At 74.6% G+C, this 20,514-nt stretch carries 14 protein-coding genes and 1 tRNA gene; 6 read left to right on the plus strand and 9 right to left on the minus strand.

Annotated features, from left to right (window positions below; all coding sequences use genetic code 11):
• Positions 1 to 25: 25 nt before the first annotated feature.
• Genes ACGF3A_RS31110 through ACGF3A_RS31120 form a run of 3 tightly spaced genes read left to right on the plus strand, consistent with a single transcriptional unit; the run spans position 26 to position 7,416 of the window.
• On the plus strand, positions 26 to 3,496 hold the full coding sequence (locus tag ACGF3A_RS31110) for an FtsX-like permease family protein (protein WP_393733712.1): 3,471 nt from the start codon (positions 26 to 28) through the stop codon (positions 3,494 to 3,496).
• A gap of 3 nt (positions 3,497 to 3,499) precedes the next feature.
• Complete coding sequence (locus tag ACGF3A_RS31115; RefSeq protein WP_393733713.1) at positions 3,500 to 6,337, plus strand: FtsX-like permease family protein; 2,838 nt, start codon at positions 3,500 to 3,502, stop codon at positions 6,335 to 6,337.
• The gene (locus tag ACGF3A_RS31120) at positions 6,334 to 7,416 is read left to right on the plus strand and encodes an ATP-binding cassette domain-containing protein (RefSeq protein ID WP_393733714.1); all 1,083 of its coding nucleotides are present in this window, start codon (positions 6,334 to 6,336) and stop codon (positions 7,414 to 7,416) included. Before ACGF3A_RS31115 ends, ACGF3A_RS31120 begins: the two co-directional genes overlap by 4 nt.
• A 21-nt stretch (positions 7,417 to 7,437) precedes the next feature.
• On the opposite strand, the gene ACGF3A_RS31125 is transcribed toward ACGF3A_RS31120, so the two are convergent.
• From ACGF3A_RS31125 to ACGF3A_RS31155, 7 genes are all read right to left on the minus strand, one after another.
• Complete coding sequence (locus tag ACGF3A_RS31125) at positions 7,438 to 8,115, minus strand: hypothetical protein (RefSeq protein ID WP_393733715.1); 678 nt, start codon at positions 8,113 to 8,115, stop codon at positions 7,438 to 7,440.
• Positions 8,096 to 8,536: an acyl-CoA thioesterase gene (locus tag ACGF3A_RS31130; RefSeq protein ID WP_393733716.1), complete on the minus strand. Its 441-nt coding sequence runs from the start codon at positions 8,534 to 8,536 to the stop codon at positions 8,096 to 8,098. Before ACGF3A_RS31130 ends, ACGF3A_RS31125 begins: the two co-directional genes overlap by 20 nt.
• 5 nt (positions 8,537 to 8,541) lie before the next feature.
• Positions 8,542 to 10,206 (minus strand): energy-dependent translational throttle protein EttA, encoded by a 1,665-nt coding sequence (gene ettA / locus ACGF3A_RS31135; protein WP_393733717.1) that lies wholly within the window; start codon positions 10,204 to 10,206, stop codon positions 8,542 to 8,544.
• A 308-nt stretch (positions 10,207 to 10,514) separates the two neighbouring features.
• Positions 10,515 to 11,942, minus strand: a complete 1,428-nt coding sequence (locus tag ACGF3A_RS31140; protein WP_393733718.1) for a TQXA domain-containing protein — start codon at positions 11,940 to 11,942, stop codon at positions 10,515 to 10,517.
• Between the two features lie 211 nt (positions 11,943 to 12,153).
• The gene (locus tag ACGF3A_RS31145) at positions 12,154 to 12,639 is read right to left on the minus strand and encodes a single-stranded DNA-binding protein (protein WP_393733719.1); all 486 of its coding nucleotides are present in this window, start codon (positions 12,637 to 12,639) and stop codon (positions 12,154 to 12,156) included.
• 140 nt (positions 12,640 to 12,779) lie between these two features.
• Positions 12,780 to 14,813: a GTPase gene (locus ACGF3A_RS31150; RefSeq protein ID WP_393733720.1), complete on the minus strand. Its 2,034-nt coding sequence runs from the start codon at positions 14,811 to 14,813 to the stop codon at positions 12,780 to 12,782.
• A gap of 320 nt (positions 14,814 to 15,133) precedes the next feature.
• Entirely contained in the window at positions 15,134 to 16,906 is a 1,773-nt protein-coding gene (locus ACGF3A_RS31155) for a dynamin family protein (protein WP_393733859.1), read from the minus strand.
• A 339-nt stretch (positions 16,907 to 17,245) separates the two neighbouring features.
• Between ACGF3A_RS31155 and ACGF3A_RS31160 the strand changes: the two genes are divergently transcribed.
• Positions 17,246 to 17,318: transfer RNA gene (locus ACGF3A_RS31160), tRNA-Arg, on the plus strand.
• A gap of 61 nt (positions 17,319 to 17,379) precedes the next feature.
• On the plus strand, positions 17,380 to 18,147 hold the full coding sequence (locus tag ACGF3A_RS31165; protein ID WP_393733721.1) for a TMEM175 family protein: 768 nt from the start codon (positions 17,380 to 17,382) through the stop codon (positions 18,145 to 18,147).
• A gap of 5 nt (positions 18,148 to 18,152) precedes the next feature.
• On the opposite strand, the gene ACGF3A_RS31170 is transcribed toward ACGF3A_RS31165, so the two are convergent.
• Positions 18,153 to 18,899, minus strand: a complete 747-nt coding sequence (locus ACGF3A_RS31170; RefSeq protein ID WP_393733860.1) for a phosphotransferase family protein — start codon at positions 18,897 to 18,899, stop codon at positions 18,153 to 18,155.
• A 144-nt stretch (positions 18,900 to 19,043) separates the two neighbouring features.
• Here ACGF3A_RS31170 and ACGF3A_RS31175 point away from each other — a divergent pair, with 144 nt between their 5' ends.
• Positions 19,044 to 19,553, plus strand: a complete 510-nt coding sequence (locus ACGF3A_RS31175; RefSeq protein WP_393733722.1) for a hypothetical protein — start codon at positions 19,044 to 19,046, stop codon at positions 19,551 to 19,553.
• A 12-nt stretch (positions 19,554 to 19,565) separates the two neighbouring features.
• Here ACGF3A_RS31175 and ACGF3A_RS31180 read toward each other — a convergent pair whose 3' ends face one another.
• On the minus strand, positions 19,566 to 20,501 hold the full coding sequence (locus ACGF3A_RS31180; RefSeq protein ID WP_393733723.1) for a zinc-binding dehydrogenase: 936 nt from the start codon (positions 20,499 to 20,501) through the stop codon (positions 19,566 to 19,568).
• Between the last annotated feature and the right edge of the window lie 13 nt (positions 20,502 to 20,514).

Below are 20,514 nucleotides of genomic sequence, written 5' to 3' on the forward strand. Positions count from 1 at the left end.
AGGACCTGGGGGACAGGGGGAAGGCTTGACGGGCTTCATATTCCTGCGGGTGCGCGCGCACCGGCTGCTGGTCGCCGCTGCTGTGCTGACCGTCGTGCTCGCCACCTCCGTCCTCGCCGCGCTGACCGCCTTCTCCTCCGCCATCGGCGACGCGGGCCTGCGCCGGGCCCTGCAGCACCAGTCGGCGCCGCGCACGGTCGTCGACGTCCGCTCCGATGTCACCCCGGAGAACGAGGACCGCACGGACGCGGCCGTACGGAAGGCCGCGCACCGGTCGTTCGCCGGGTTACCGGCCCGGGTCGCCGCGAGCACCAGCTCCGAGTCGTACGCGCTGCCGCGTGCGCTGCGCCCCGCCGACGCGGAGAAGAGCAAGGACGCCGACCTGACCCGCTTCGCCTCGCTCGACCGCGCGCGCGTGCGGATGACGGCCGGGAGCTGGCCCTCGGCGCCCTCAACGGCCGGGGACGGCACCGTGGTCGAGGTCGCCGTGCCCGAACCGGCCGCGAAGCGGCTGAAGCTGAGACCCGGCGACACCTTCCGCGTCACCAGCAGACTGAGCGGGCCGCCGCCCGTACGCGTCAAGGTCACCGGCGTCTACCTGCCCCGCTCCCCCGGCTCGCCCTACTGGCGCCTGGACCCGCTCAAGGGGCAGGGGACCGAGACCCTCGACTACACGACGTACGGCCCGCTCACGCTGCCCGACGGCGGCTTCGCGACGGCGGAGCAGAAGGAGGGCGCCGAAGCGGGGCTGCCCGTTCCGGCGGAGCGGCGCTGGCAGGCGCGCGCCGACTTCACCGGGCTGACCGCGGCCCGCGTCGGCGAGCTGCGCGACCACGTCAAGCACGCGGTGGCCTCCTTCGGCGACGCCCGCGACGCCCCCGACGCCGTCGCCACCAGCGAACTCCCCCGGCTGCTCGACTCCCTGGACCGCACCCTGCTCGTCACCCGGTCCACGCTGCTGATCGCCGGGCTCCAGCTCGTCCTGCTGACCGGGCTCGCGCTGCTGCTCGTCGCGCAGCTCCTGACCTCCGAACGGGAGGGCGAGACCGCCCTGCTGCGGGCGCGCGGCGCCTCCCGTACGCGGGTGTGCGTGCTCTCCGCGCTGGAGGCGCTGCTGCTGGCGCTGCCCGCCGCGCTGCTCGCGCCGCTCCTCGCGGAGCCCGCCGTACGGCAGTTGACCGGGCACGGCGCGCTCGCGCGCGCGGGCGTCGAGCCCGTCGTGCGGCTGCCCGCGGGGAGCTGGTGGGTCGCGGCGCTGACGGCGCTGGGCTGCGCGGCGGTCCTCGTGCTGCCCATGCTGCGGCGGCGCGGCGGCGCGGGCGCCGCCGACCCCGAGAACGGCGGCGAGGGCGCCGCCGACGGCGGGGCCCCCACCTCGCGCCGCCGCCGCGGCGCCGTGACGGCGCTGCGCGGCGGCGCCGACCTGGCGCTGGTCGGGCTCGCGGCCGTCGCCTACTGGCAGTTGGAGCGGCGCGCCGACGGCTCGGGCGTGCTCAGCGGCGGCACCGGGGACGGCGTCGGCGGCGCCCTCGGCATCGACCCCGTGCTCGTCGCCGCGCCCGCGCTGGCGCTGCTCGCCGGGACCGTGCTGGTGCTGCGGCTGCTCCCGCTGGCCGCCCGCCTCGGCGAGCGCCGCGCGACGCGCGGCCGGGGCCTGGCGGCGGCCCTCGCGGGCTGGCAGCTCAGCCGCCGCCCGCTGCGCGGCGCCGGGCCCGCGCTGCTGCTCGTCCTCGCCGTGGCCACCGGCGTGTTCGCGGTCGGCCAGGGCGCCAGCTGGGACCGCTCGCAGGGCGACCAGGCGGACTTCCGTACGGGCGCCGACGTGGCCGTCGACGCCACCGCGGCGGGCGCGCTCAGCCTCGGCGGGCTCTACGACGGGGTGGACGGCGTCCGCGGGGTCGCGCCCGTGGCCCGCTCGGAGATCACCGGCGAGGGGAACCGCACCGTACGGATCCTCGCCACCGACACCCGCGCGGCGGGCGACGGCGTGCTGCGCCTGCGCGACGACCTCGCGGACGAGCCGCTGCCCCGCCTCCTGCGCCCCCTCGCGGGCCCCGGCCGCCACGGTGCGGGCGCCGCGGCCCGCACCGGGATCGTCCTCCCCGAGCACACCACCGCGCTCCGCCTCCGCGTCCGCGCCGACGTCCTGCGCGAGGGCGGCGGCAAGGGGCACGGCGACGACGCCACGGATACCGGGGACACGCTCACGCTCACCCTGGAGGACCGCTACGGGGTGCCGTACCGCTTCATCCTGGGCGAGGTCCCCGCCGACGGGAAGGAGCACACCCTCACCGTGCGCCCCGCCACCCCCGGCGGCACCCCGGCGGGACCGCTGCGCGTCACCCGCCTCAACGTCGCCTATCCCGCGCCGCCGCGCGCCACCGAGCGGCGGCTCACCGTCGCCTCGCTGCGCGCCGAGGACCGGGACGGCGAGACCCGCTCCGTGCACCCGCGGCGCGCGGAACGCTGGCGGGGGACGTACCGCGCCGAGGACCCCGCGGCCGTGCTCGGCAAGGGCCCGTACGACACCCCGCGGGGCGGCACGGGGCACGCGCGCCGGGACGGGCCGCCGCTGGAGTTCCGCTACGGGACGGGCTCGGCGCCCGAGCCCGCCTACCCGGACGATCCGGCGCAGGTCTCGCTCGACCTCGTACCGGCCGCGAGAGCCGCCGCCTCCGCCCCCGCCCGCGGGAAGGACGCGCCGCTGTCCGTCGTCGCCACCGAGGCGTATCTGCGGGCCGGTGGCGCGAAGGTCGGCGACCGCGTCAAGGTGCAGATCTCCGGCGCCGAGCTGACCGCCCGTATCGCGGGCTCCGTACGCGAACTGCCCACCGTCGGGCACCCGGCGGGCGGCAAGGAGGACTCGGGGGCCCTCCTCTTCGACCTGGCAGCGCTCGACCGGACGCTCCTCGACCACGACAGCGACCCGCTGGAGCCCGACAGCTGGTGGCTCTCCACCCGCCCCGGCGCCGCCGGGGACGTCGCGCGGGAGCTGCGGGGCAACCCGGCCGTGGACAGCGTGCGGGTCCGCGACGAGCTCGCCTCGGCGCTCCGCGACGACCCCCTCGGCGCGGGCCCGCGCAGCGCGCTGACGGCCATCACCCTGGCCGCCGCCGCGCTCGCGGCCACGGGCTTCGCGGTCAGCACGGCGGGCGCGGCACGCGAACGCGCGGGCGAGTTCGCGGTCCTGCGTGCCCTCGGCGCCTCCCGCCGCCGGCTCGCCCGGTCGCTCGCCGCCGAACAGGGCCTGCTGGTCCTGCTGTCGCTCGCGCTCGGCCTCGCCCTCGGCGTCCTGCTGACCCGGCTGGTGGTCCCGCTGATCGTCCTCACCCAGAGCGCCACCCGCCCGGTCCCCGAGCTGCGGGTGACGCTCCCGCCGGGACAGCTGGCCCTGCTCCTCGCCGCGGTGGTGGCCGTACCGCTCGTCGTGGTCGCCGCGACGGCCTTGCGCCGCGCCGACCCCGTGGAGACCCTCCGCACGGAACGGGGTGAGTGAACGATGCGTTCCGGTTCCCTGACCCGGCTGGCCTGGCTGACCCGGCTGGTGCCCTGGTGGCTGCGGGCACGGTGGCGGGCGGCGCCCGGTGGGGCGCTGGCCTTCGCCGCGCTCGTGCTGGTCACCGCCTTCGCCGCCGCCGCGCTGCCGCGGGCCATGGACGCCTCGGCCGACGACGCGCTCGGCGCCGCCCTCGACCGCGCCCGCCCCGGCGACCGGCTGCTCAGCGCGACGACGGCCGTGGACTCGGGCCGTATCAGCCCCGGAGAGGCCCGTGAGCTGCTGGGCCCCGGCTCCGTGCGCGGCGCCGAGCGGGCGGTGCGGGACGCGGTGAAGCCTCCGCTGCGGGTGGACCGTACGGACGCGGCGTACGGCGTGCACAACGCCAACCCCGCCGACTCCGACAGCCCCGCGCTGCCCCGCCCCTCCCGCGACGTGGTCCCGAAGGCGACGCTGGTCGCCCAGGCGGGGCTCGGCGAGCGGACCAGGCTGACCGAGGGCAGGATGCCGGACGGCACGATGCGCGGCGGCGAGGGCAAGCGCCGCGTCCAGGCGGCGGTCAGTGCCGCGACGGCGCGCACGATGAAGCTCCGGCCCGGCGACACGTTCCGCCTGCCGTCCGGCTACGGGCATACGACGATCGAGGTGACCGGAGTCGTCAAGCCCCGCGGCACCCGGCAGGAGGTGCGCGACAGCGCCTTCTGGAACGCCGAGGAGAGCATGGCGCGCCCCACCCTCGTCACCGTCCCGCAGTCGGGCGGCTCCCCGAAGAAGTACTGGCACTTCACCGCCTACCTCTCGCCCCGCACCACCTCCGTGCTGCTCGACGTGCGGGGCGGGGCCGAGATGTTCTGGCACTACCCGGTCGTGAGCGGCGCGCTCCGCGGCCACCAGGTGCCCGCCCTGCAGCGGGAGCTGACGGCGCTGACGGACGGCGCGGCCGCCACCCGGCTCCAGGACCGCGCGGACGTCGGGACGATCACCTTCGACGCGGGGCTGTCCGAGACGTTCGGCTCGTTCCGGCGCGAGCGGGACGCGGTCTCGCCGCTGCTGATGATCGCCGCGCTGGGCCTGGCCACGACGGGCGGCACCGTGCTGCTGCTGGCCGGGGTGCTGGCGGCGGAACGGCGCCGGGAGGAGTGCTCCCTGCTGCGCTCGCGCGGCGCCTCGGTCGCGGGCCTCGCGGGACGGCTGCTCGCCGAGACCGCGAGCGTCGCCGTGCCCGCGGGCGCCCTGGGCGCGGGGCTCGCGCTGCTGGTCACGGACGGGACGCGGACCGGCTCCGCGCTGCTGGCGGCCGGGGCCGCCACGGCCGTCGCCGCGCTGGCGCTGCCGGTACGGGCGGCGCTCGGGCAGCGGCACGTACGCGTCACGGCGGCGCGCCAGGACATGACGCGCGCCCGGCCCTCGCGCCGCCGCACCGTCGTCGAACTGACCGTGCTGGCCCTGGTGGTGGGCGCCGTCGTCGCCGTACGGCAGCGTGGCACCTCGGACGGCGACGCGCTGCTCGCCCTCTCGCCCGTGCTGCTCGCGCTCGCCGCCGCGCTGCTGCTGGCGCGGTGCTATCCGGTGCCGCTGCGGCTGCTGAGCCGGCTGGCGAACCGGCGGCCGGGCCCGGTGGCGTTCCTGGGGCTGGCACGCGCCGGGCGCGCGCCGTCGGCGGCCGTGTCGGGGCTGGCGCTGGTCGCGCTGCTGGTGGCGCTGACGGTCGCCTCGTTCGGCGGGACGGTGCTGGCGGGCGTCGCGCAGGGCCGGGACACGGCGGCGCTGCGGGCCGTGGGCGCCGACGCGCGCATCGCGGCACCGGAGAACGCCGAGCTGACCTCCTCCTTCGCCGCCGAGGCCCGGAAGGTCCGCGGCGTGGAGGAGGCGACGGGCTTCCGCCTCAACAGCGAGGCTGAACTCACGGGCGTCGACGACGGGGTGACCGTCGTCCTCGCCGACGCGGAGTCCTACAGCCGCCTGGCGCGGGCCACGGGCCAGGGCGCGTTCCCGGCGGCGGCGCTGGGTGGTGAGAAGGACTCCGCTTCCGGGGACGGGGCCGTTCCCGCGCTCGTCTCGCCGGGCCTCCAGCGGCGCATGGGCAAGGAACCGGCCGATCTGGTGCTGCCGGGCCTCCAGTTCCCCGTACGGGCCGCGCTCGCGCGCGAGCGGACCCCGGCGGCGCTCAGCGGCACGTTCGTGGTGCTCTCCCGCGAGGCGGTGGCACGCGCCCACCCGGACACCCGGGGCACGGCGCTCCTCGCGCCCAACACCGTGCTGGTCAGCGGCGACACCCCGGACAGCCCGGACACGGGCGCGCTGCGCGCGCTCGTCCGGCGGAGCGACGCCGAGAACGACCTGCACGGCGCCAACAAGAGCGACCTCGCCCTCCGCTCCCACGAGCGCGCCCGGTACGCCGACACCGTCCTCCAGTCGGGCGCCGAACGGCTCTACACCGCCGCCGTCCTGGCCGCCACCGGATACAGCGCGCTCGCCGTGCTGCTGTCGCTCCTCCAGAACGCGCCCGACCGCATCGCCCTCCTCGCCCGGCTGCGCACCCTGGGCCTGCCCCGGCGGCAGGCGCGCGGGGTGCTGCTGCTGGAGAGCCTGCCGCTGTACGCCCTGACCGCGTGCGCCGGGGTGCTGACGGGGCTGGCCACCGTGCCGCTCCTCGAACCCGGCGTCGACCTCACGGTGCTCGCGGGCACACCGGACGACCTGCCCGTACGGCTGAGCGCCGACCCCGTCTCGCTCGTCCTGCCGCCGCTCGCGCTGCTGGCGCTGGCTGTCGCCGGGGCCCTGGTCCAGGCCAGACTGGCGGGGCGCGGGACCAACGACCTCCGCATGGAGCCGCAATGACGACCGGAACCGGAACCGGAACCGCACGGACGGCGGCGGACGCCGCGGGCACCCGCGCCAGCCTCACCGACCTGGAGCGGCGCGCGGCCGAGGCTGCGCGCGAACGCCCGTACGGCGAGGACGCGCTGATCGTCTGCGACCGCCTGGTCCGCATCTTCAGCACCGACGGCGTCGAGGTGCAGGCGCTCCAGGGCCTCGACCTGCTGGTCAAGGAGGGCGAACTGACGGCGCTGGTGGGCGCCTCCGGCAGCGGCAAGTCCACGCTGCTGAACATCCTCGCGGGCCTGGACACCCCCTCGGCGGGCAGCGCCACGGTCGCCGGGTACGACCTGCTGTCGCTGAACGCCAAGTCCCGGCTGCGCTACCGCAGGGAGACCGTGGGCTTCATCTGGCAGCGCACCTCGCGCAATCTGCTGCCGTACCTGACGGCCGCGCAGAACGTCGCACTGCCGATGCGGCTACGGGGCGGCCGGGGCCGGAATCGGAACCGGGACCAGGACCGGAGCCGGAACCGGGATCGGGACCGCGCCCTCGAACTCCTCGACCTGCTCGGCATGGCCGAGGCCCGCGACCGCCGCCCCGCCCAGCTCTCGGGCGGCGAGCAGCAGCGCGTGGCCATCGCGGTCGCGCTCGCCAACAACCCGTCCGTCGTCCTCGCCGACGAGCCCACCGGCGAACTGGACACCGCCACCGCCGAACAGGTCTTCGCCGCCCTGCGCCGCGCCAACTCCGAGCTGGGCACCACGATCCTGGTCGTCACCCACGACGACGGCGTCTCCACCCAGGTGAACCGCACGGTCTCGATCCGCGACGGCCGTACGAGCTCGGAGACGCTGCGCAGGACCGAACGGTCCGAGGGCGGCGGCGAGTCGACGGTCAGCCGCGAGTACACCACCATCGACCGCTCCGGACGCCTCCAGCTCCCGCCGGAGTTCACCGAGCCCCTCGCCATCCGCGACCGAGTACTCCTGGAACTCCGCCCGGACCACATCGAGGTCCGCCCGGGCGAGGAGAACAACGCGCACGAAGAGGACCGCCCTCAGCAGGAGGACGGTCCGGGACCCGCAGCGGCGACGTGAGCCCTGTCCGCGACGTGAGCCTTATACGGGCGTGACGCTCAGGCCCGCTCCCGCCGGGCCCGAGGTGCCCTTGCGGCGCACCACCACGGAACCGTACGCCGTGCGCAGCCGCTGCCAGTCGCCCGCCCGCAGCAGGGTCACCGGCTCCTCGCCGCGCAGGAAGCCCAGCGCGTGCGCGGCGTGCACGGCACGCAGCGGCAGCCCGGTGCGGCCCAGCGGCCGGGACCAGATCTCCTCGGCGAGCGCGTCCAGCGCCGGACGGGTCCTGCGGTCCTCGCTCAGCTTGTCGGCCCGCTCGCGGAACTCCCCGACGGCCGCCGCCGCGACCGTGCGCACCGCGGCCACCGGCACCGTCCCGAACTCGCTCCAGCCGCCGCGCGGCGGCAGCAGCCCCGCCCAGGACGGACCGGTCACGGCGCCCGGCGCGGAGACCGTCTCGCGCTCCTCGTCGATCCGCTCCAGCAGCTCACCGGCCGAGACGGTGACGTCCAGCTCGACCGGCTCCAGCAGCCTGCCCGTCCGCACGGCCAGCACCTCGAACCGCGCGGGCTTCGCGAACACGGCCGCCACGCCGCCGCCCGCCTGGATACGGACGGCCGCGTTCTTCTCCCAGCGCAGCAGCCTCCCGAGGAAGGCGGCGAGCCCCGCCGCCTCCCCGGGATCGGCGAAGACGAGCCCGCTAGCCGCTGTGGCTGTCATCGAAGTACCCCTCCAGGAAGGACTTCTCCTCGGCGGTGAGCCGCCGCGGACGCTCCTCCTCCAGGTCGTACGGCACCACGACCGTCTTGGCCCGCACATACGGCCGCCCGGCGTCGGCACCCTCCGACGCGTCCACGTCCTTGATCTCGTACGTGAACGTGACCGAGGCGGCCGTCAGCTTGGTCACCCACATCTCGATGGTGACCGGGTGGTGCTGGTGCGTCAGCGGGCGCAGATAGTCGATCTCGTGCCGCGCCACGACGGAGCCCCCGGTGAAGGCCGAGGGCGCCGTCTCCCGCGCCAGCCGCGACGTGAAGTCGATCCGCGCCTCTTCGAGATAGCGCAGATAGACCGCGTTGTTCACATGCCCGAAGGCATCCATGTCGGACCAGCGCAGGGGGCACTGGAAGCGGTACCGCACGCCGCTCAGCTCCGGGTCAGCTTCTTGTACGTCGCCCGGTGCGGCCGGGCGGCGTCGGGGCCGAGGCGCTCGATCTTGTTCTTCTCGTACGACTCGAAGTTGCCCTCGAACCAGAACCACTTGCTCTCGCCCTCGTAGGCGAGGATGTGCGTCGCGACGCGGTCCAGGAACCAGCGGTCGTGGGAGACGACCACGGCGCAGCCCGGGAAGTCGAGCAGCGCGTTCTCCAGCGAGGAGAGGGTCTCGACGTCGAGGTCGTTGGTCGGCTCGTCGAGGAGCAGCAGGTTGCCGCCCTGCTTGAGGGTGAGCGCGAGGTTCAGCCGGTTGCGCTCACCGCCGGAGAGCACGCCCGCGGGCTTCTGCTGGTCCGGTCCCTTGAAGCCGAACGCGCTGACGTACGCCCGCGACGGCATCTCGACCTGGCCGACGTTGATGTAGTCCAGCTCGTCCGAGACGACGGCCCAGAGCGTCTTCTTCGGGTCGATGTTCTCCCGGCTCTGGTCGACGTAGGAGATCTTGACCGTGTCGCCGACCTTGATCGAGCCGGAGTCCGGCTTCTCCAGGCCCTGGAGCATCTTGAACAGCGTGGTCTTGCCCGCGCCGTTCGGCCCGATGACGCCCACGATGCCGTTGCGCGGCAGGGTGAAGGACAGGTCGTCGATCAGCACCTTGTCGCCGAACGCCTTGCCGAGGTTCTCGACCTCCACCACGACGTTGCCCAGGCGCGGGCCCGGCGGGATCTGGATCTCCTCGAAGTCCAGCTTCCGGGTCTTCTCGGCCTCGGCCGCCATCTCCTCGTAACGCGTCAGACGCGCCTTGGACTTGGCCTGCCGCCCCTTCGCGTTGGAGCGGACCCAGTCCAGCTCCTCCTTGAGGCGCTTCTGCCGCTTGGCGTCCTTCTGGCCCTCGACCTTGAGGCGGGACTGCTTCTTCTCCAGGTACGTGGAGTAGTTCCCCTCGTACCCGATCGCGCGGCCGCGGTCGAGCTCCATGATCCAGCCGGCGACGTTGTCCAGGAAGTACCTGTCGTGGGTGATCGCCACGACGGTGCCCGGGTACTTCGCCAGGTGCTGCTCCAGCCACTGCACGGACTCGGCGTCCAGGTGGTTGGTGGGCTCGTCGAGCAGCAGCAGGTCGGGCTGCTCCAGCAGCAGCTTGCACAGCGCGACGCGGCGCTTCTCACCGCCCGAGAGGTTGGCCACGGACCAGTCGCCGGGCGGGCAGCCCAGCGCGTCCATGGCCTGCTCCAGCTGCGCGTCCAGGTCCCACGCGTTGGAGTGGTCCAGCTTCTCCTGAAGCTTGCCCATCTCCTCCATCAGCTCGTCGGTGTACTCGGTCGCCATCTGCTCGGCGATCTCGTTGAACCGGTCGAGCTGCCCCTTGGTCTCCGCGACACCCTCCTGCACGTTCTCCAGGACGGTCTTCGACTCGTTCAGCGGGGGCTCCTGGAGCAGGATGCCGACGCTGTACCCGGGGGAGAGCATGGCGTCACCGTTCGACGGCTGCTCGATCCCGGCCATGATCTTCAGCACCGTCGACTTACCGGCGCCGTTGGGACCCACGACACCGATCTTCGCGCCGGGCAGGAAGCTCAAGGTGACGTCGTCGAGGATCACCTTGTCGCCGTGCGCCTTGCGCGCCTTGCGCATGGTGTAGATGTACTCAGCCAAGAGGAACCGTCCGGCAATCTGTAGGTGTTGATGAGCGGCCGCGCCGCGGGGATCGCTGTACAGCCGAGCCGCGTATGGGCATACGCACCCCATCTTGCCGCACGCCCGGCCTGACCGGGAAACGGGATACCTCCCACCCGGCCGACTCCCGCCCCCGGCCCTCGACTCACGTGCCCCCGGAGGCGGATGGGACACACGGGGAGTCAACGCCCGGACACGCGGAGCGACATCTCCCGCGGGGGGCGCGGACCTGGGGCGTAGCCCGGGGCGCGGACCTGGGGCGTAGCCCGGGGCGTGAGCCTGGAGCGTCAGCCCTCCCGGCGGCGGACGGCGACGATCGTCGCGGCGCCTATCGCGAGGAACGCGAGCGCCGCGCCGACGATCAGCGAGGTGTCGCCGCCGCTGCCCGTCTGGGCGAGGTCCGTGGAACCGCCCATGGGCCGCTCCCCGCCGCCCCCGACCGTCGCGGGCCGCTCCGTCCCGGCACCGGCGCTCCGCTGCTCCAGCTCGCCCTGGGAGGTGGCGGGCGCGCAGTCGAGGACGCCGCTGAACGTCTTCTCGTACCCGTGCGGCCCGTCGACCGGGATCCGGTACGGCTGGTCCTCCTTCACCGGCACCGTGACCTTCCCGGTCCTCCCCTCGGCGACGTCCTTCCGCTGGCCGCCGACCCGGAGGGGGAAGGGCGCGTCGCCCTTGTTGGCGACGGTGATGTCGACGCCGCCCTTCGCGCAGTTCTCCGCGGCGTCCGCCGCGGGTATGGCTCCGCTGTCGGCCCAGTCCACCGTCGCCTCGGCCGAGACCGTCGACTGGCTCGACCCGGCGAGGATCTGGGCCTGGCTCCTCCCCCGCACGCCCGTGCCGGTGAACACCCGGCCCACCGGGACCTTCGTCGCGGCCTGCACGGTGAGCGAGGCGCCGCCCGGCTCGGAGTCGCGGGGCACGTCGAAGTAGAGACGCGAGCCGTCGCGCGCGGAGTCGACCCGCTTGCCCTTCTCGTCCACGATCCGCACGCCCTGCGAGCCGGTGTCCGGGCCGGGCGTGACGGTGACGCCGGGTGCGCCCGTCCGCACGGTCACCGGGCCGAGCCGGTCACCGCTCTTGCCGGACACCCCCGCGGGGTCGAGCGCCAGGGACGCCTTCGGCTCGGCGGCGCTCCTGGCCTTCTTCACCAGGAAGTCGGCCAGGCGCTCGGCCGCCGGGTCCACCGCGTCCACCCGGGGCGCCTCCGCGCCGCGGGCCGCCCGCTCGGAGAACCGCCATATCGCGACCTGCGTCCCGGCCGCCGCGGTCCGCGCGGTGAGCTTCTTGGCGCCCGCCGCCTTCGCCAGCGCGTCCAAGTCGTTCATCCGGGGGTAGGAGTGCTGGGCGATCCAGCGGATCTTGCCCGCGTTCCGATTGCCGTGCAGGGGCGAGGACTTCCAGTCCGTCTCCTGATAACGCGTCTGGTCCTGCGTCGGATTGAGCATGTCGACGCCGTACGTCTGGAGGGTGCCGCCGTCCTCGACCGACATCTCGAAGAGCCCGGCGCTGACCTCCTGCCGCTCGCCGCCGGAACGGACGACCGCCTCGCCGTAGGTCGTCAGCCCGTCGAGCGTGGCGGTGGCGCCGCCGCGCTGCTCAGGGCCGCCGCCGGCCACGGCGGTCCCCGCGCCGGCCGCCATTCCGGCGGCGAGCAGCCCGGAGGCCACCGCGACAGCGGTCAGACGGCCGGTCAGCCGTCCGCGTGCAGAAGTCATGGTCTTCCCCTCTTGGCGGGCGGCCGGTCACAGCCGCTTCTCCCGCCGCAAAGCTCTCAACCCCCGTGCCACCAACCCCCGTCGGTCTGCGAGGGATAGTAGAGAGCAGGCGCAACACAGTCCCCACGAATCCCGGCCATCAAGCATTCCGCATCAGAATCGTTATCACCGAATCCGGCGGACCGGGACGATCAAGGCGCACTCCTCCGATCTACCCCTGACCTGGAACGCTTCCCTCCACCCCCTCTCCGGCACCCGCCGCCACGGCCCCGCTCGCCGCCATCGCGTGGGGCGCGAACCCCGACCTGTCGGTTGCATCGGTCAAACCCGGCTTCGCCTGCGAGACCCGGACGAACGCGGTCGTCCCCCGCGACAGGTCGTGGCCCACCGAGGAGGCCGTCAGGTCGGCGGAGACATACCTCTTCCCGTCCCTCTCGTTCTCCTGCACCCTCAGCTGGCCCTGCACGATGACGGGCTCGCCGCGCGAGACCGACGACGCGATGTTCGTCGCGAGAGTGCGCCACGCCCACACCGTGAAGAAGCTCGTGAACGCGTCGGCCCAGCTTCTGCTCTGCTGGTCGAAACGCCGCACCGTGCTCGCGAGCCGGAAGCGCGCGACCGGCACCCCCGAGGCCGCCACCCGGTAGTCCACCGGGGTCGCCACATTGCCCACCACCGTCACATGCGACTCGTTCATCCCCGCTCGCCTCCCCCTCGGCCCGCCCCCGCGGGCCATGTCGTCCGAGATCTCCGCCGCCTCCGAGCGGCAGCGGAGATTCCAGACTGCCCCGCTCCGCCGGTCCCGGCGGAGATCAAGGTTTTTCTGTGGACAACCGGCTAGCTGGGGACAACTCCGTCACCCGCACGGGTTGGCCCGGGAGGGATCGCCGCGTCCGCCGTCACCGCTCCCGCCGCGATCGCGTACTGCTCACGCACCTCCCGGTAGCGCACCAGCTCGGCCGCGACCGGCTCCAGCACCCGCGACCGCCCGCAGGCCGCCGCCAGCCGCCGCAGCCTGCGCTCCTCCTCCTGCCCGTACGCCCGCGCGGGCCCGCGTGCCGCGACCATGCACAGCCATGCGAGGAGCGGCCCGCCCGCCGCGCCGACCACGATCAGCGCCATGGCGAGCGGCCACGCCGAAGCGCCGCCCGCCACCCCGCACACGGCCGCCACCAGCCACACCACGCCCAGCGCCTGCAACGCGAGCAGCAGTCCCTGCCCCGCCACGACGGCGCTGCGCCACGGCAGCCGGGGAATCTTCGCGTCCGCGCCCGCGGCCCCGCGCCCGTCCGGGGCGCTCGACTCACCCGCCCCGTCCGTCTCGTCCGTCTCGTCCCGCATCACCTCGTCGAGCGCCTCCGGCAGCCCGTCCGAGCCGCGCCGTGTGGTGTCCCGCACGTTCCGCGCCCACGCCTCGGGCAGGCCGCACGAGGCCTGGTCGGCGAGTTCCCGTACGGCCCGGGCCACCACCGGGCGTGTCGCGCGTGCGACGGTGCCCGGCGCGCGTACGCCCCCGGACTCCGCCGGAATGGCGCCCTCCACCGGAACGTCCGCGCCGTCCATGCCGTCCGCGCCGTCCATGCCGTCCATGCCGTCCATGCCGTCCGCGCCATCGGCCGTACCCGTCGGGGGCCCGCCGGTGCCGCCGCCCTCTCGCGTCCGCTCCCGCTGCCAGCGGCGGAGGCGGGTCCACGGGGTGGCCGAGGCGCGCTCGGCGTGGCGGAGCCAGGCGCGTTCCGCCGCCTGGCCGACGGCGGCGGCGCCGACCGCGAGGGCGAGCCGGTCCTCGAAGTCCTCCCGGACCTCGTCGGTGAGCCCCTGGGACGGGGACGGGGACAGGGACGGCGACGGCACATCGGCGTACGCGCCGCCGTACGCCCCGCCATAGGCACTGCCGTAAGCACCGGCCACCGGTCCGGGCCCCGGCTCGGCGTAGACCGGGCGCAGCCGGTCCATGGCGCCGTCGAGGTCGGCGGTGAGGCGGAGGGTCGCGGCGCGCCGGGAGGCGGCGAAGCCGCCCAGCTCCTCGCGCAGGTCCCCGACACCCTCGCCGGTGAGCGCCGAGGCCGACAGGACGCACGCGCCCGGTTCGCCGTGCTCGCCGAGGGCCATGCCGTCGTCGTCCAGCAGCCGCCGCAGATCGTCCAGTACGGCGTCCACGGCGTCCCCGGTGAGCCTGTCCTTCTGGTTGAGGACGACGAAGGTGACCTCGGCGTGTCCCGCGAGGCGGCGCAGATACCGCTCGTGGAGCACCGCGTCCGCGTACTTCTCCGGGTCCACGACCCAGACCACCGCGTCCACCAGCTCCAGCATCCTGTCGACCTGTTCGCGGTGGCCCTGGGCGACGGAGTCGTGGTCCGGCAGGTCGAGCAGTACCAGGCCGCCGAGTTCGGCGCCGTTCCTGCGGTGCCGCGCGTGCGGGGCGATGCCGAGACGGTCGAGCAGTCCGTCGGCGCCGTCCACGCCCTCGGCCTGCCAGGTGCAGGCGACCGGGGACGCCGTGGTCGGACGGCGCATCCCGGTCTCGGAGAGCTGTTCCCCCGTCAGGGCGTTGAAAAGGGACGACTTTCCGCTGCCCGTCGCGCCCGCGAGGGCCACTGTCGTGTACGCGCTGGGCAGTCCGCGCCGTGCCGCCGCCTCGTCCAGCACCCGACCGGCCTCGGCGAGCACCTGTGTGTCCAGCCGCGTACGGGAGAGGCCGACCAGTTCGCGCAGCGCCCCCAGCCGCTGCCGCAGGTTGTCCTCCGCCGCGTCCCGTTCCCGGGTGTCCTCGCGTACGTCCTCGCGTGCGTCCTCACGTGTCGTTCGCCCGTACGGAACGGACGTTGCCGGAAGGGATGCGTCGTTCCTGGCCAGAGGCGAATCCGTCACTGAGACAGGGAGAGGGGAGGCCGCGCCCTCTTCGTGCTTTTCTCGCTCCATAGGACGCACGGAAGTTTTCTCGGACCGTTTGGACGCTCCACGCCGCCCCGGCAGTACGGGGACCCTCCGTACGGCCCCTCTCACTCCCCCTTCTCCCGTGCCGTCGTCGGGCGGGACGACCGCGCGGCGGGCGATCAGCCCGTCGTCCCAGGAGGGGCTGACACCACGTACCGCCGCCGCGTCCGGCTGCCCCTCCTCCCCGCCGATCCCCTCGGCCCCTTCCGCCTCCTCCGGCATCGGGTCCATCGGGTCCATCGGATCCATCGGGTTCACCTCTCCCTCTGTCCGCCCGACGGCGAGAGTTCCTGCGCCGCGCGCTCGTCGTCCTCCGGCCGGTCCGGCCGGTGGGCCCTCGATGTCCTCGGGCCGGACACCCGTTCCGCGCCCACCCGGCTCAGCAGGGAGAACGCGGCGACCAGCTCCGCCTGCGGCTCCGGCCCCGCCTCCAGCGCCTCCAACGGGGCGACCCTCCGGTCCCGCTCCTCGTACAGCGCGCGGTCCACGCAGCCGTTCAGCAGCTGGGCGGCGCGGCGCCGCAGGCCCTTCACCCTCTTGTCGCCGAGCAGCGCGTTGAGCGCCCTGCGCGCGCCCCGGACCCGGCGGCCGCCCAGCAGCGTGGCGACGAGCAGCGCGGCCGCCCGTTCGGCGTCGTGCGCGGACGCGTTCTCCGCCGTGCGCGCCTCCTCCTCCGCCAGCTCCTCGACGCAGCGCCGCCACCGCCGTACGAGTACGCCCGCGCGCCCGTGCGGGTCCCTCTCACCGGCGTCCTCCGTCCCGCCGGACGGGTCGAGGAGGTCCGCGAACGGCCCGTTCCTGCGGGCCTCGGCGATCCGCTCGTCCGCCGCAGCGACGGCACCCGCGAGCAGCGCGGTCAGCCCGTCCTCGAAGGCGTCGAGCAGTTCCTCGCCGCCGCTGTCCCGGGGGAAGCCGCGCCAGCGCGCCGCGGCGTCCCCGGCGAGCAGCTCGCCGTCCGCAATCCTCTTGCGGGCCCGCGCCCCGGCCTCCTCGTACGCCCTGTCGGTCTGCTGCGCCAGGTGCAGCGCCGCGGCGTGCTGCGCGGCCGAGGCACCGGCCAGCGCGCCGATACGGGCGCGGAGCGAGCCGATCGCCCCGGCGGCGGTCCGTGCGGCGACGGCCTCCCTGGCCGCCGGGTCCTCGGCGCACCGTTCCAGCCATCCCTTGAGCCCGGACACGGCCGAGACGGGCAGCAGCCCGGACCCGCCCGCGGACTCGGGCAGCTCCGGGATGGTGAACCGGGGCACCTCGCCCAGGCCCTCACCCTCCAGCAGCGTCCCGTACTGCCGTGCGACCTCCGCCGCCATCTGGTGCGGCACCCTGTCGAGCACGGTGGCGAGCGTGACGTCGTACTCCTTCGCCGTACGCAGCAGATGCCACGGCACCGCGTCCCCGTACCGCGCCGCCGTCGTCACCAGCACCCAGATGTCCGCCGCGCAGATCAGTTCGGCCGCCAGGTCGCGGTTGCGGGCGACGAGGGAGTCGATGTCCGGCGCGTCGAGCAGCGCCAGTCCGGCGGGCAGCCCCACGTCCGTCTCGATGCGCAGGGCGCGCGGTCTCGCGCCCGCGCCCCCGAATCCGCCACCCCCCTCCCGTTCCTCCCGCTCCTCGTCCGCCGCCTCCACCGCGTCCGCCGCCTCCTGCGCGCTCTCCTGCCGGGGCACCCAGACCCGTTCCAGCCGGGGCAGCACGCGCTGTCCCGCGAACCACGGCCGGTCGTCCGGATGGCAGACCAGAACAGGCGTGCGCGTCGTCGGACGCAGCACCCCCGCCTCGGTCACCCTGCGCCCCACGAGCGAATTGACGAGGGTGGACTTGCCCGCCCCCGTCGATCCGCCGATCACCGCGAGCAGCGGCGCCTCGGGCGTACGGAGCCTCGGCACGAGGTAGTCGTCGAGCTGGGCGAGCAGTTCGGCACGGGACCGGCGCGCCCGTTCGGCGCCCGGCAGCGGCAGGGGAAAGCGTGCGGCAGCGACACGATCGCGCAGTGCGGTGAGCGCGTCGAGCAGTTCCGGCCGTACGTCCAAGATCGCCACATGTGCAGAATGCCCAATTTTGGGGCGTATTTGAAGCGTATTCACGGTACGGGGCACCGAAAATGGCAGCTTTCGCCGGTCAATGGCCCCTTTCGCCCCTCATGACCCACCCTGCAACCCCGCCGCAGCCATAACGAGTGCGCAACACCCTCACCCGGCGGCGCCAAAAGCGCTGCGGAAATCGCACCCGCCTGCGATTATCGGGATCGCTTCACTGAACCTCCACACGGCGTCGCGGACGTGAAGCGAGCAGGACGAGCCTCCCGGCCCCCTATCCTTGACCCCGCCATGGTCGCCCGGGGGCGCGCCCGCCGACCGCGACGAAGACCGGCCCCCGTAGCTCAGTGGATAGAGCAGGTGCCTTCTAAGCACTTGGCCGCAGGTTCGAGTCCTGCCGGGGGCGCTCTCCTCGGCCCTCCTTCGGGAGGGCTTTTTTGCTGTTCCGGGCCGCCTCTCCCCTCAGCATGACCACTCCAGGCCGTGCGGCCCCGGCGGCTGGAGGCCGTCCACGCCACGCCCCGGCCGTACGCGCCGAACGCCGCCTGACCTCGCGGGAGCTGTTCCCCACCATGACGACCCACACCAGCCCCACACCGGACGACGGCTTCGGCGAGGCGCGAGCGGTCGGCGCCGACCGGCTCACCGCATTCGTCGACGCGGCGGTCGCGATCGCGCTCACTCTGCTGGCGCTGGACCTCCCGGTCCCCACCGGCGACAGCACGGACGCCATGCTGCGTTCGGTGTCGGACCACAGCACGGAGTACCTGGCCTTCGCGCTCAGCTTCGTGGTGATCGCCGCGCACTGGCGCGCCCACCACGAGGTCTTCCGGTTCGTCGACTCGCTGAGCAACCGCCTGATCAGCCTCACTCTGGCGTGGCTGTTCATGCAGGTCCTGATGCCCTTCGCGACGCGGGTGCTCACCGCCGACGGCGTCTTCCCGCCCCGGTTCAGCCTGTACGCGCTCGTGCAGGTCCTGGCCTCCGCATTGATCGCGCTGATCATCCGGGAGATCCGGCGCGCGCACCTGTACCGCACGGCCGTGCCGCCCCGGGTGTTCGCCCAGAACCAGGTGCGCGCCGTCTGCCTGGCCGCGGTGTTCGCGGTGTCCGTGCCCGTCTCGTTCCTGACCACGAGCACCGGCGCGTACCTGTCCTGGCTCGCGGCCCCGGTCGTGCTCGCCGTCGCCCGCCGCGTCCAGGGCGCCCGCACCGTCGCTCCTCACGGCTTCTGACGGGCTCACATTCGGGATCTCAGTACGTCGACCTCGCAGCCCGGCGCGAACGCGTCGAAGCCGTGCTCGACCAGCCAGCGAACCCCCAGCAGGCCGCGCAGCGACCACCACGCCCGGATCACGTCGACGTCCACGTCGGTGCCGTAACCGGCGAGCACGTCGCCGAGGTGCTCCTCGTGTCCGAGCGTGAAGGTGGCGAGGTCGAACAGTGCATCGCCCCGGCCCGCTTCGGACCAGTCGAGGATGCCGGTGACCTCGTCGCCGTCGACGAAGACGTGCTCGATCTGCAGGTCGCCGTGCGTGAACACCGGGGTCCACGGCCGGATCGCGGCCTCGGCGACCTGGCGGTTGCGGGTGACCAGGTCGGCGGGCAGGATCCCGTGCGTCACGAGCGACTCGCACTCGCCGTCGAGTTCCGCCGCCAGCTCCCCGGGGTCCCGGCGGCGCCGGCCGGACCAGGGCGGCAACGGCGCCTCGTGCAGCTTCCGGATGGCGGCACCCGCCGCGGCCCACGCCGCCGGGGACGCGGTCGACGGCTCACCGAGGCGGCCGAGCACCGTCCCCGGGAGCGCGGCGAGCGCGAGCACCGGCGGCTTGCGCCACAGGACCTCCGGGGTCGGGACCGGCGCCAAGGCCATCGCCTCGACCTCGACATCGATGCGCGACTGATCGGCGTCCACCTTCAGGAACGCGTCACCGACGCGCAGCGTCGCGCGTTCGGAGTGGGCGACGACGACTTCGACCTCGTCCACCACGTCCACCTCGTGCACCTCGTGCCCCTCGTCCATGGGCGCCCAGTATCCCGGGCGGGCGGCCTCGTTGCGCCTTGGGCGGCCGGACACGAAGATGCTCCGCGACGCGCGACGAGGCGTGAACACGAGGGGCCGGAGGGGGAGATGGACCAAGGGGTGGCGGCGATCGCCGGGGCCGTGGTCGGGGCGCTGGCGACGGGAGGCACCGCCCTGGTCGCCGCGCGTTCCTCTTTCCGGGTCCAGAAGAGTCAGGCGCGGCGGGCGGCGTATCACGAACTCCTGCTCGCTCTCCGCGACCTGTACGGGCCCGCCCGGCGGTGTCTGCTGGAGTCCCTCGCCCGTACGGAGGGCGAGTACGCCGCGCTGAGCGATGAGGCGCTGGTCGCCCTCCGGGACGAGGTCAACGGGCTGATCCTGCCGGTGAGCCGGGCCTGTGTGGCGATCGAACTCGAAGGGCCGGACGCGCTCGTGGAGATCGCGAAGGAGGCCGCCGACGACGCGAAGTACCACGCCCACGCGGCCCTCTCCATGGCCTGGTCGGCCGACGCCGGGCGGGAGGTCACCGAGGCGGAGAAGCGGAACGCTCAGGACGCGTACGGCCGGACCGTCACCTCGACCAATCGGTTCTCCGAGCACGCCCGCAGGCAGCTGTGAGGTCAGGCGGTCTCAGGCGATCTCCAGCACCGCCTTGCCGTGCAGGCGGCGGGCGAGGAGGGCTTCGGCCGGTTCGGCGGCCCGGGTCCAGGGGCCGCGCCAGGTGATCTGGGGGTCCAGGGCGCCCGCCGCGAGCTCCGCGGAGAGCCAGGTCAGGTCGCGGGAGAGGCCGTGACAGGCGGGGAGGTAGAAGGTCGCGATCGTACGGTCGTGACGGCCCGCGTCGCCGAAGAAGGCGCCGACGGGGAAGCTCTCGCGCAGGTCGGGGGCGTGGCCCACGGCGACGAGGGTGCCGCCCTCGGCCAGGCGCTGGTGGGCCTCGACGAGTTGGGGGCCGCCGACCAGGTCGATGACGGCGTCCACCGGTGACGTGAGGGCCTCCGGGCCCTCTATCACCTCGTGGGCGCCCAGGGCGCGGAGGCTGTCGCCGTGCCGGGCCGGGTCGCCGGTCGAGGCGGTGACGTGGGCGCCGCCGCGCCGGGCGAGCTGGACGGCGTAGCGTCCGGTGCCGCCCGTGGCGCCGGTGACCAGGACGCGGCGGCCCAGCACGGGGCCCGCCCGGTGCAGCGCGCGGAGGGCCGTGGCGCCCGCGACCGGAACGGTGCTGGCCGCGCCGAGGTCCGCGCCCTCGGGGACGGTGCCGAGCAGGTCGGTGTCCACCGCGCGCAGTTCGGCCCAGGCGCCGCCGAGGGCGAGGGTCGTCACGGGGGTTCCGGCTGCGGGGCCCGTGCCGTCGGCGGCCGGGCGTTCGACGACGCCCGCCGCGTCCCAGCCCAGGACGGTGCCGTCGGGGGCGTTCTCCAGGCCGTGCTTGATCTCGCCGTAGTTGAACGAGGTCGCCGTCACCCGGACCAGGGCCTGGTGGGGCGCGGGTTCGGGGTCCGGGGCCTCGCCGAGGCGGAGGGGGAGACGGGCCGGGGTCGTGCGGTCTACCAGCAGGGCGCGCATGACGGCACCTTTC

The organism is Streptomyces sp. NPDC048172, assembly GCF_043202595.1.
In the GTDB taxonomy this organism is placed as follows: Bacteria; Actinomycetota; Actinomycetes; order Streptomycetales; family Streptomycetaceae; genus Streptomyces.

Bases quoted from the DNA above. Each gene is read 5' to 3' on its own strand.
- ACGF3A_RS31115 (WP_393733713.1), top strand. From the start codon at position 3,500: ATGCGTTCCGGTTCCCTGACCCGGCTGGCCTGGCTGACCCGGCTGGTG.
- ACGF3A_RS31120 (WP_393733714.1), top strand. From the start codon at position 6,334: ATGACGACCGGAACCGGAACCGGAACCGCACGGACGGCGGCGGACGCC.
- ACGF3A_RS31125 (WP_393733715.1), bottom strand. From the start codon at position 8,115: ATGACAGCCACAGCGGCTAGCGGGCTCGTCTTCGCCGATCCCGGGGAG.
- ACGF3A_RS31140 (WP_393733718.1), bottom strand. From the start codon at position 11,942: ATGACTTCTGCACGCGGACGGCTGACCGGCCGTCTGACCGCTGTCGCG.
- ACGF3A_RS31145 (WP_393733719.1), bottom strand. From the start codon at position 12,639: ATGAACGAGTCGCATGTGACGGTGGTGGGCAATGTGGCGACCCCGGTG.
- ACGF3A_RS31165 (WP_393733721.1), top strand. From the start codon at position 17,380: ATGACCACTCCAGGCCGTGCGGCCCCGGCGGCTGGAGGCCGTCCACGC.
- ACGF3A_RS31175 (WP_393733722.1), top strand. From the start codon at position 19,044: ATGGACCAAGGGGTGGCGGCGATCGCCGGGGCCGTGGTCGGGGCGCTG.
- ACGF3A_RS31180 (WP_393733723.1), bottom strand. From the start codon at position 20,501: ATGCGCGCCCTGCTGGTAGACCGCACGACCCCGGCCCGTCTCCCCCTC.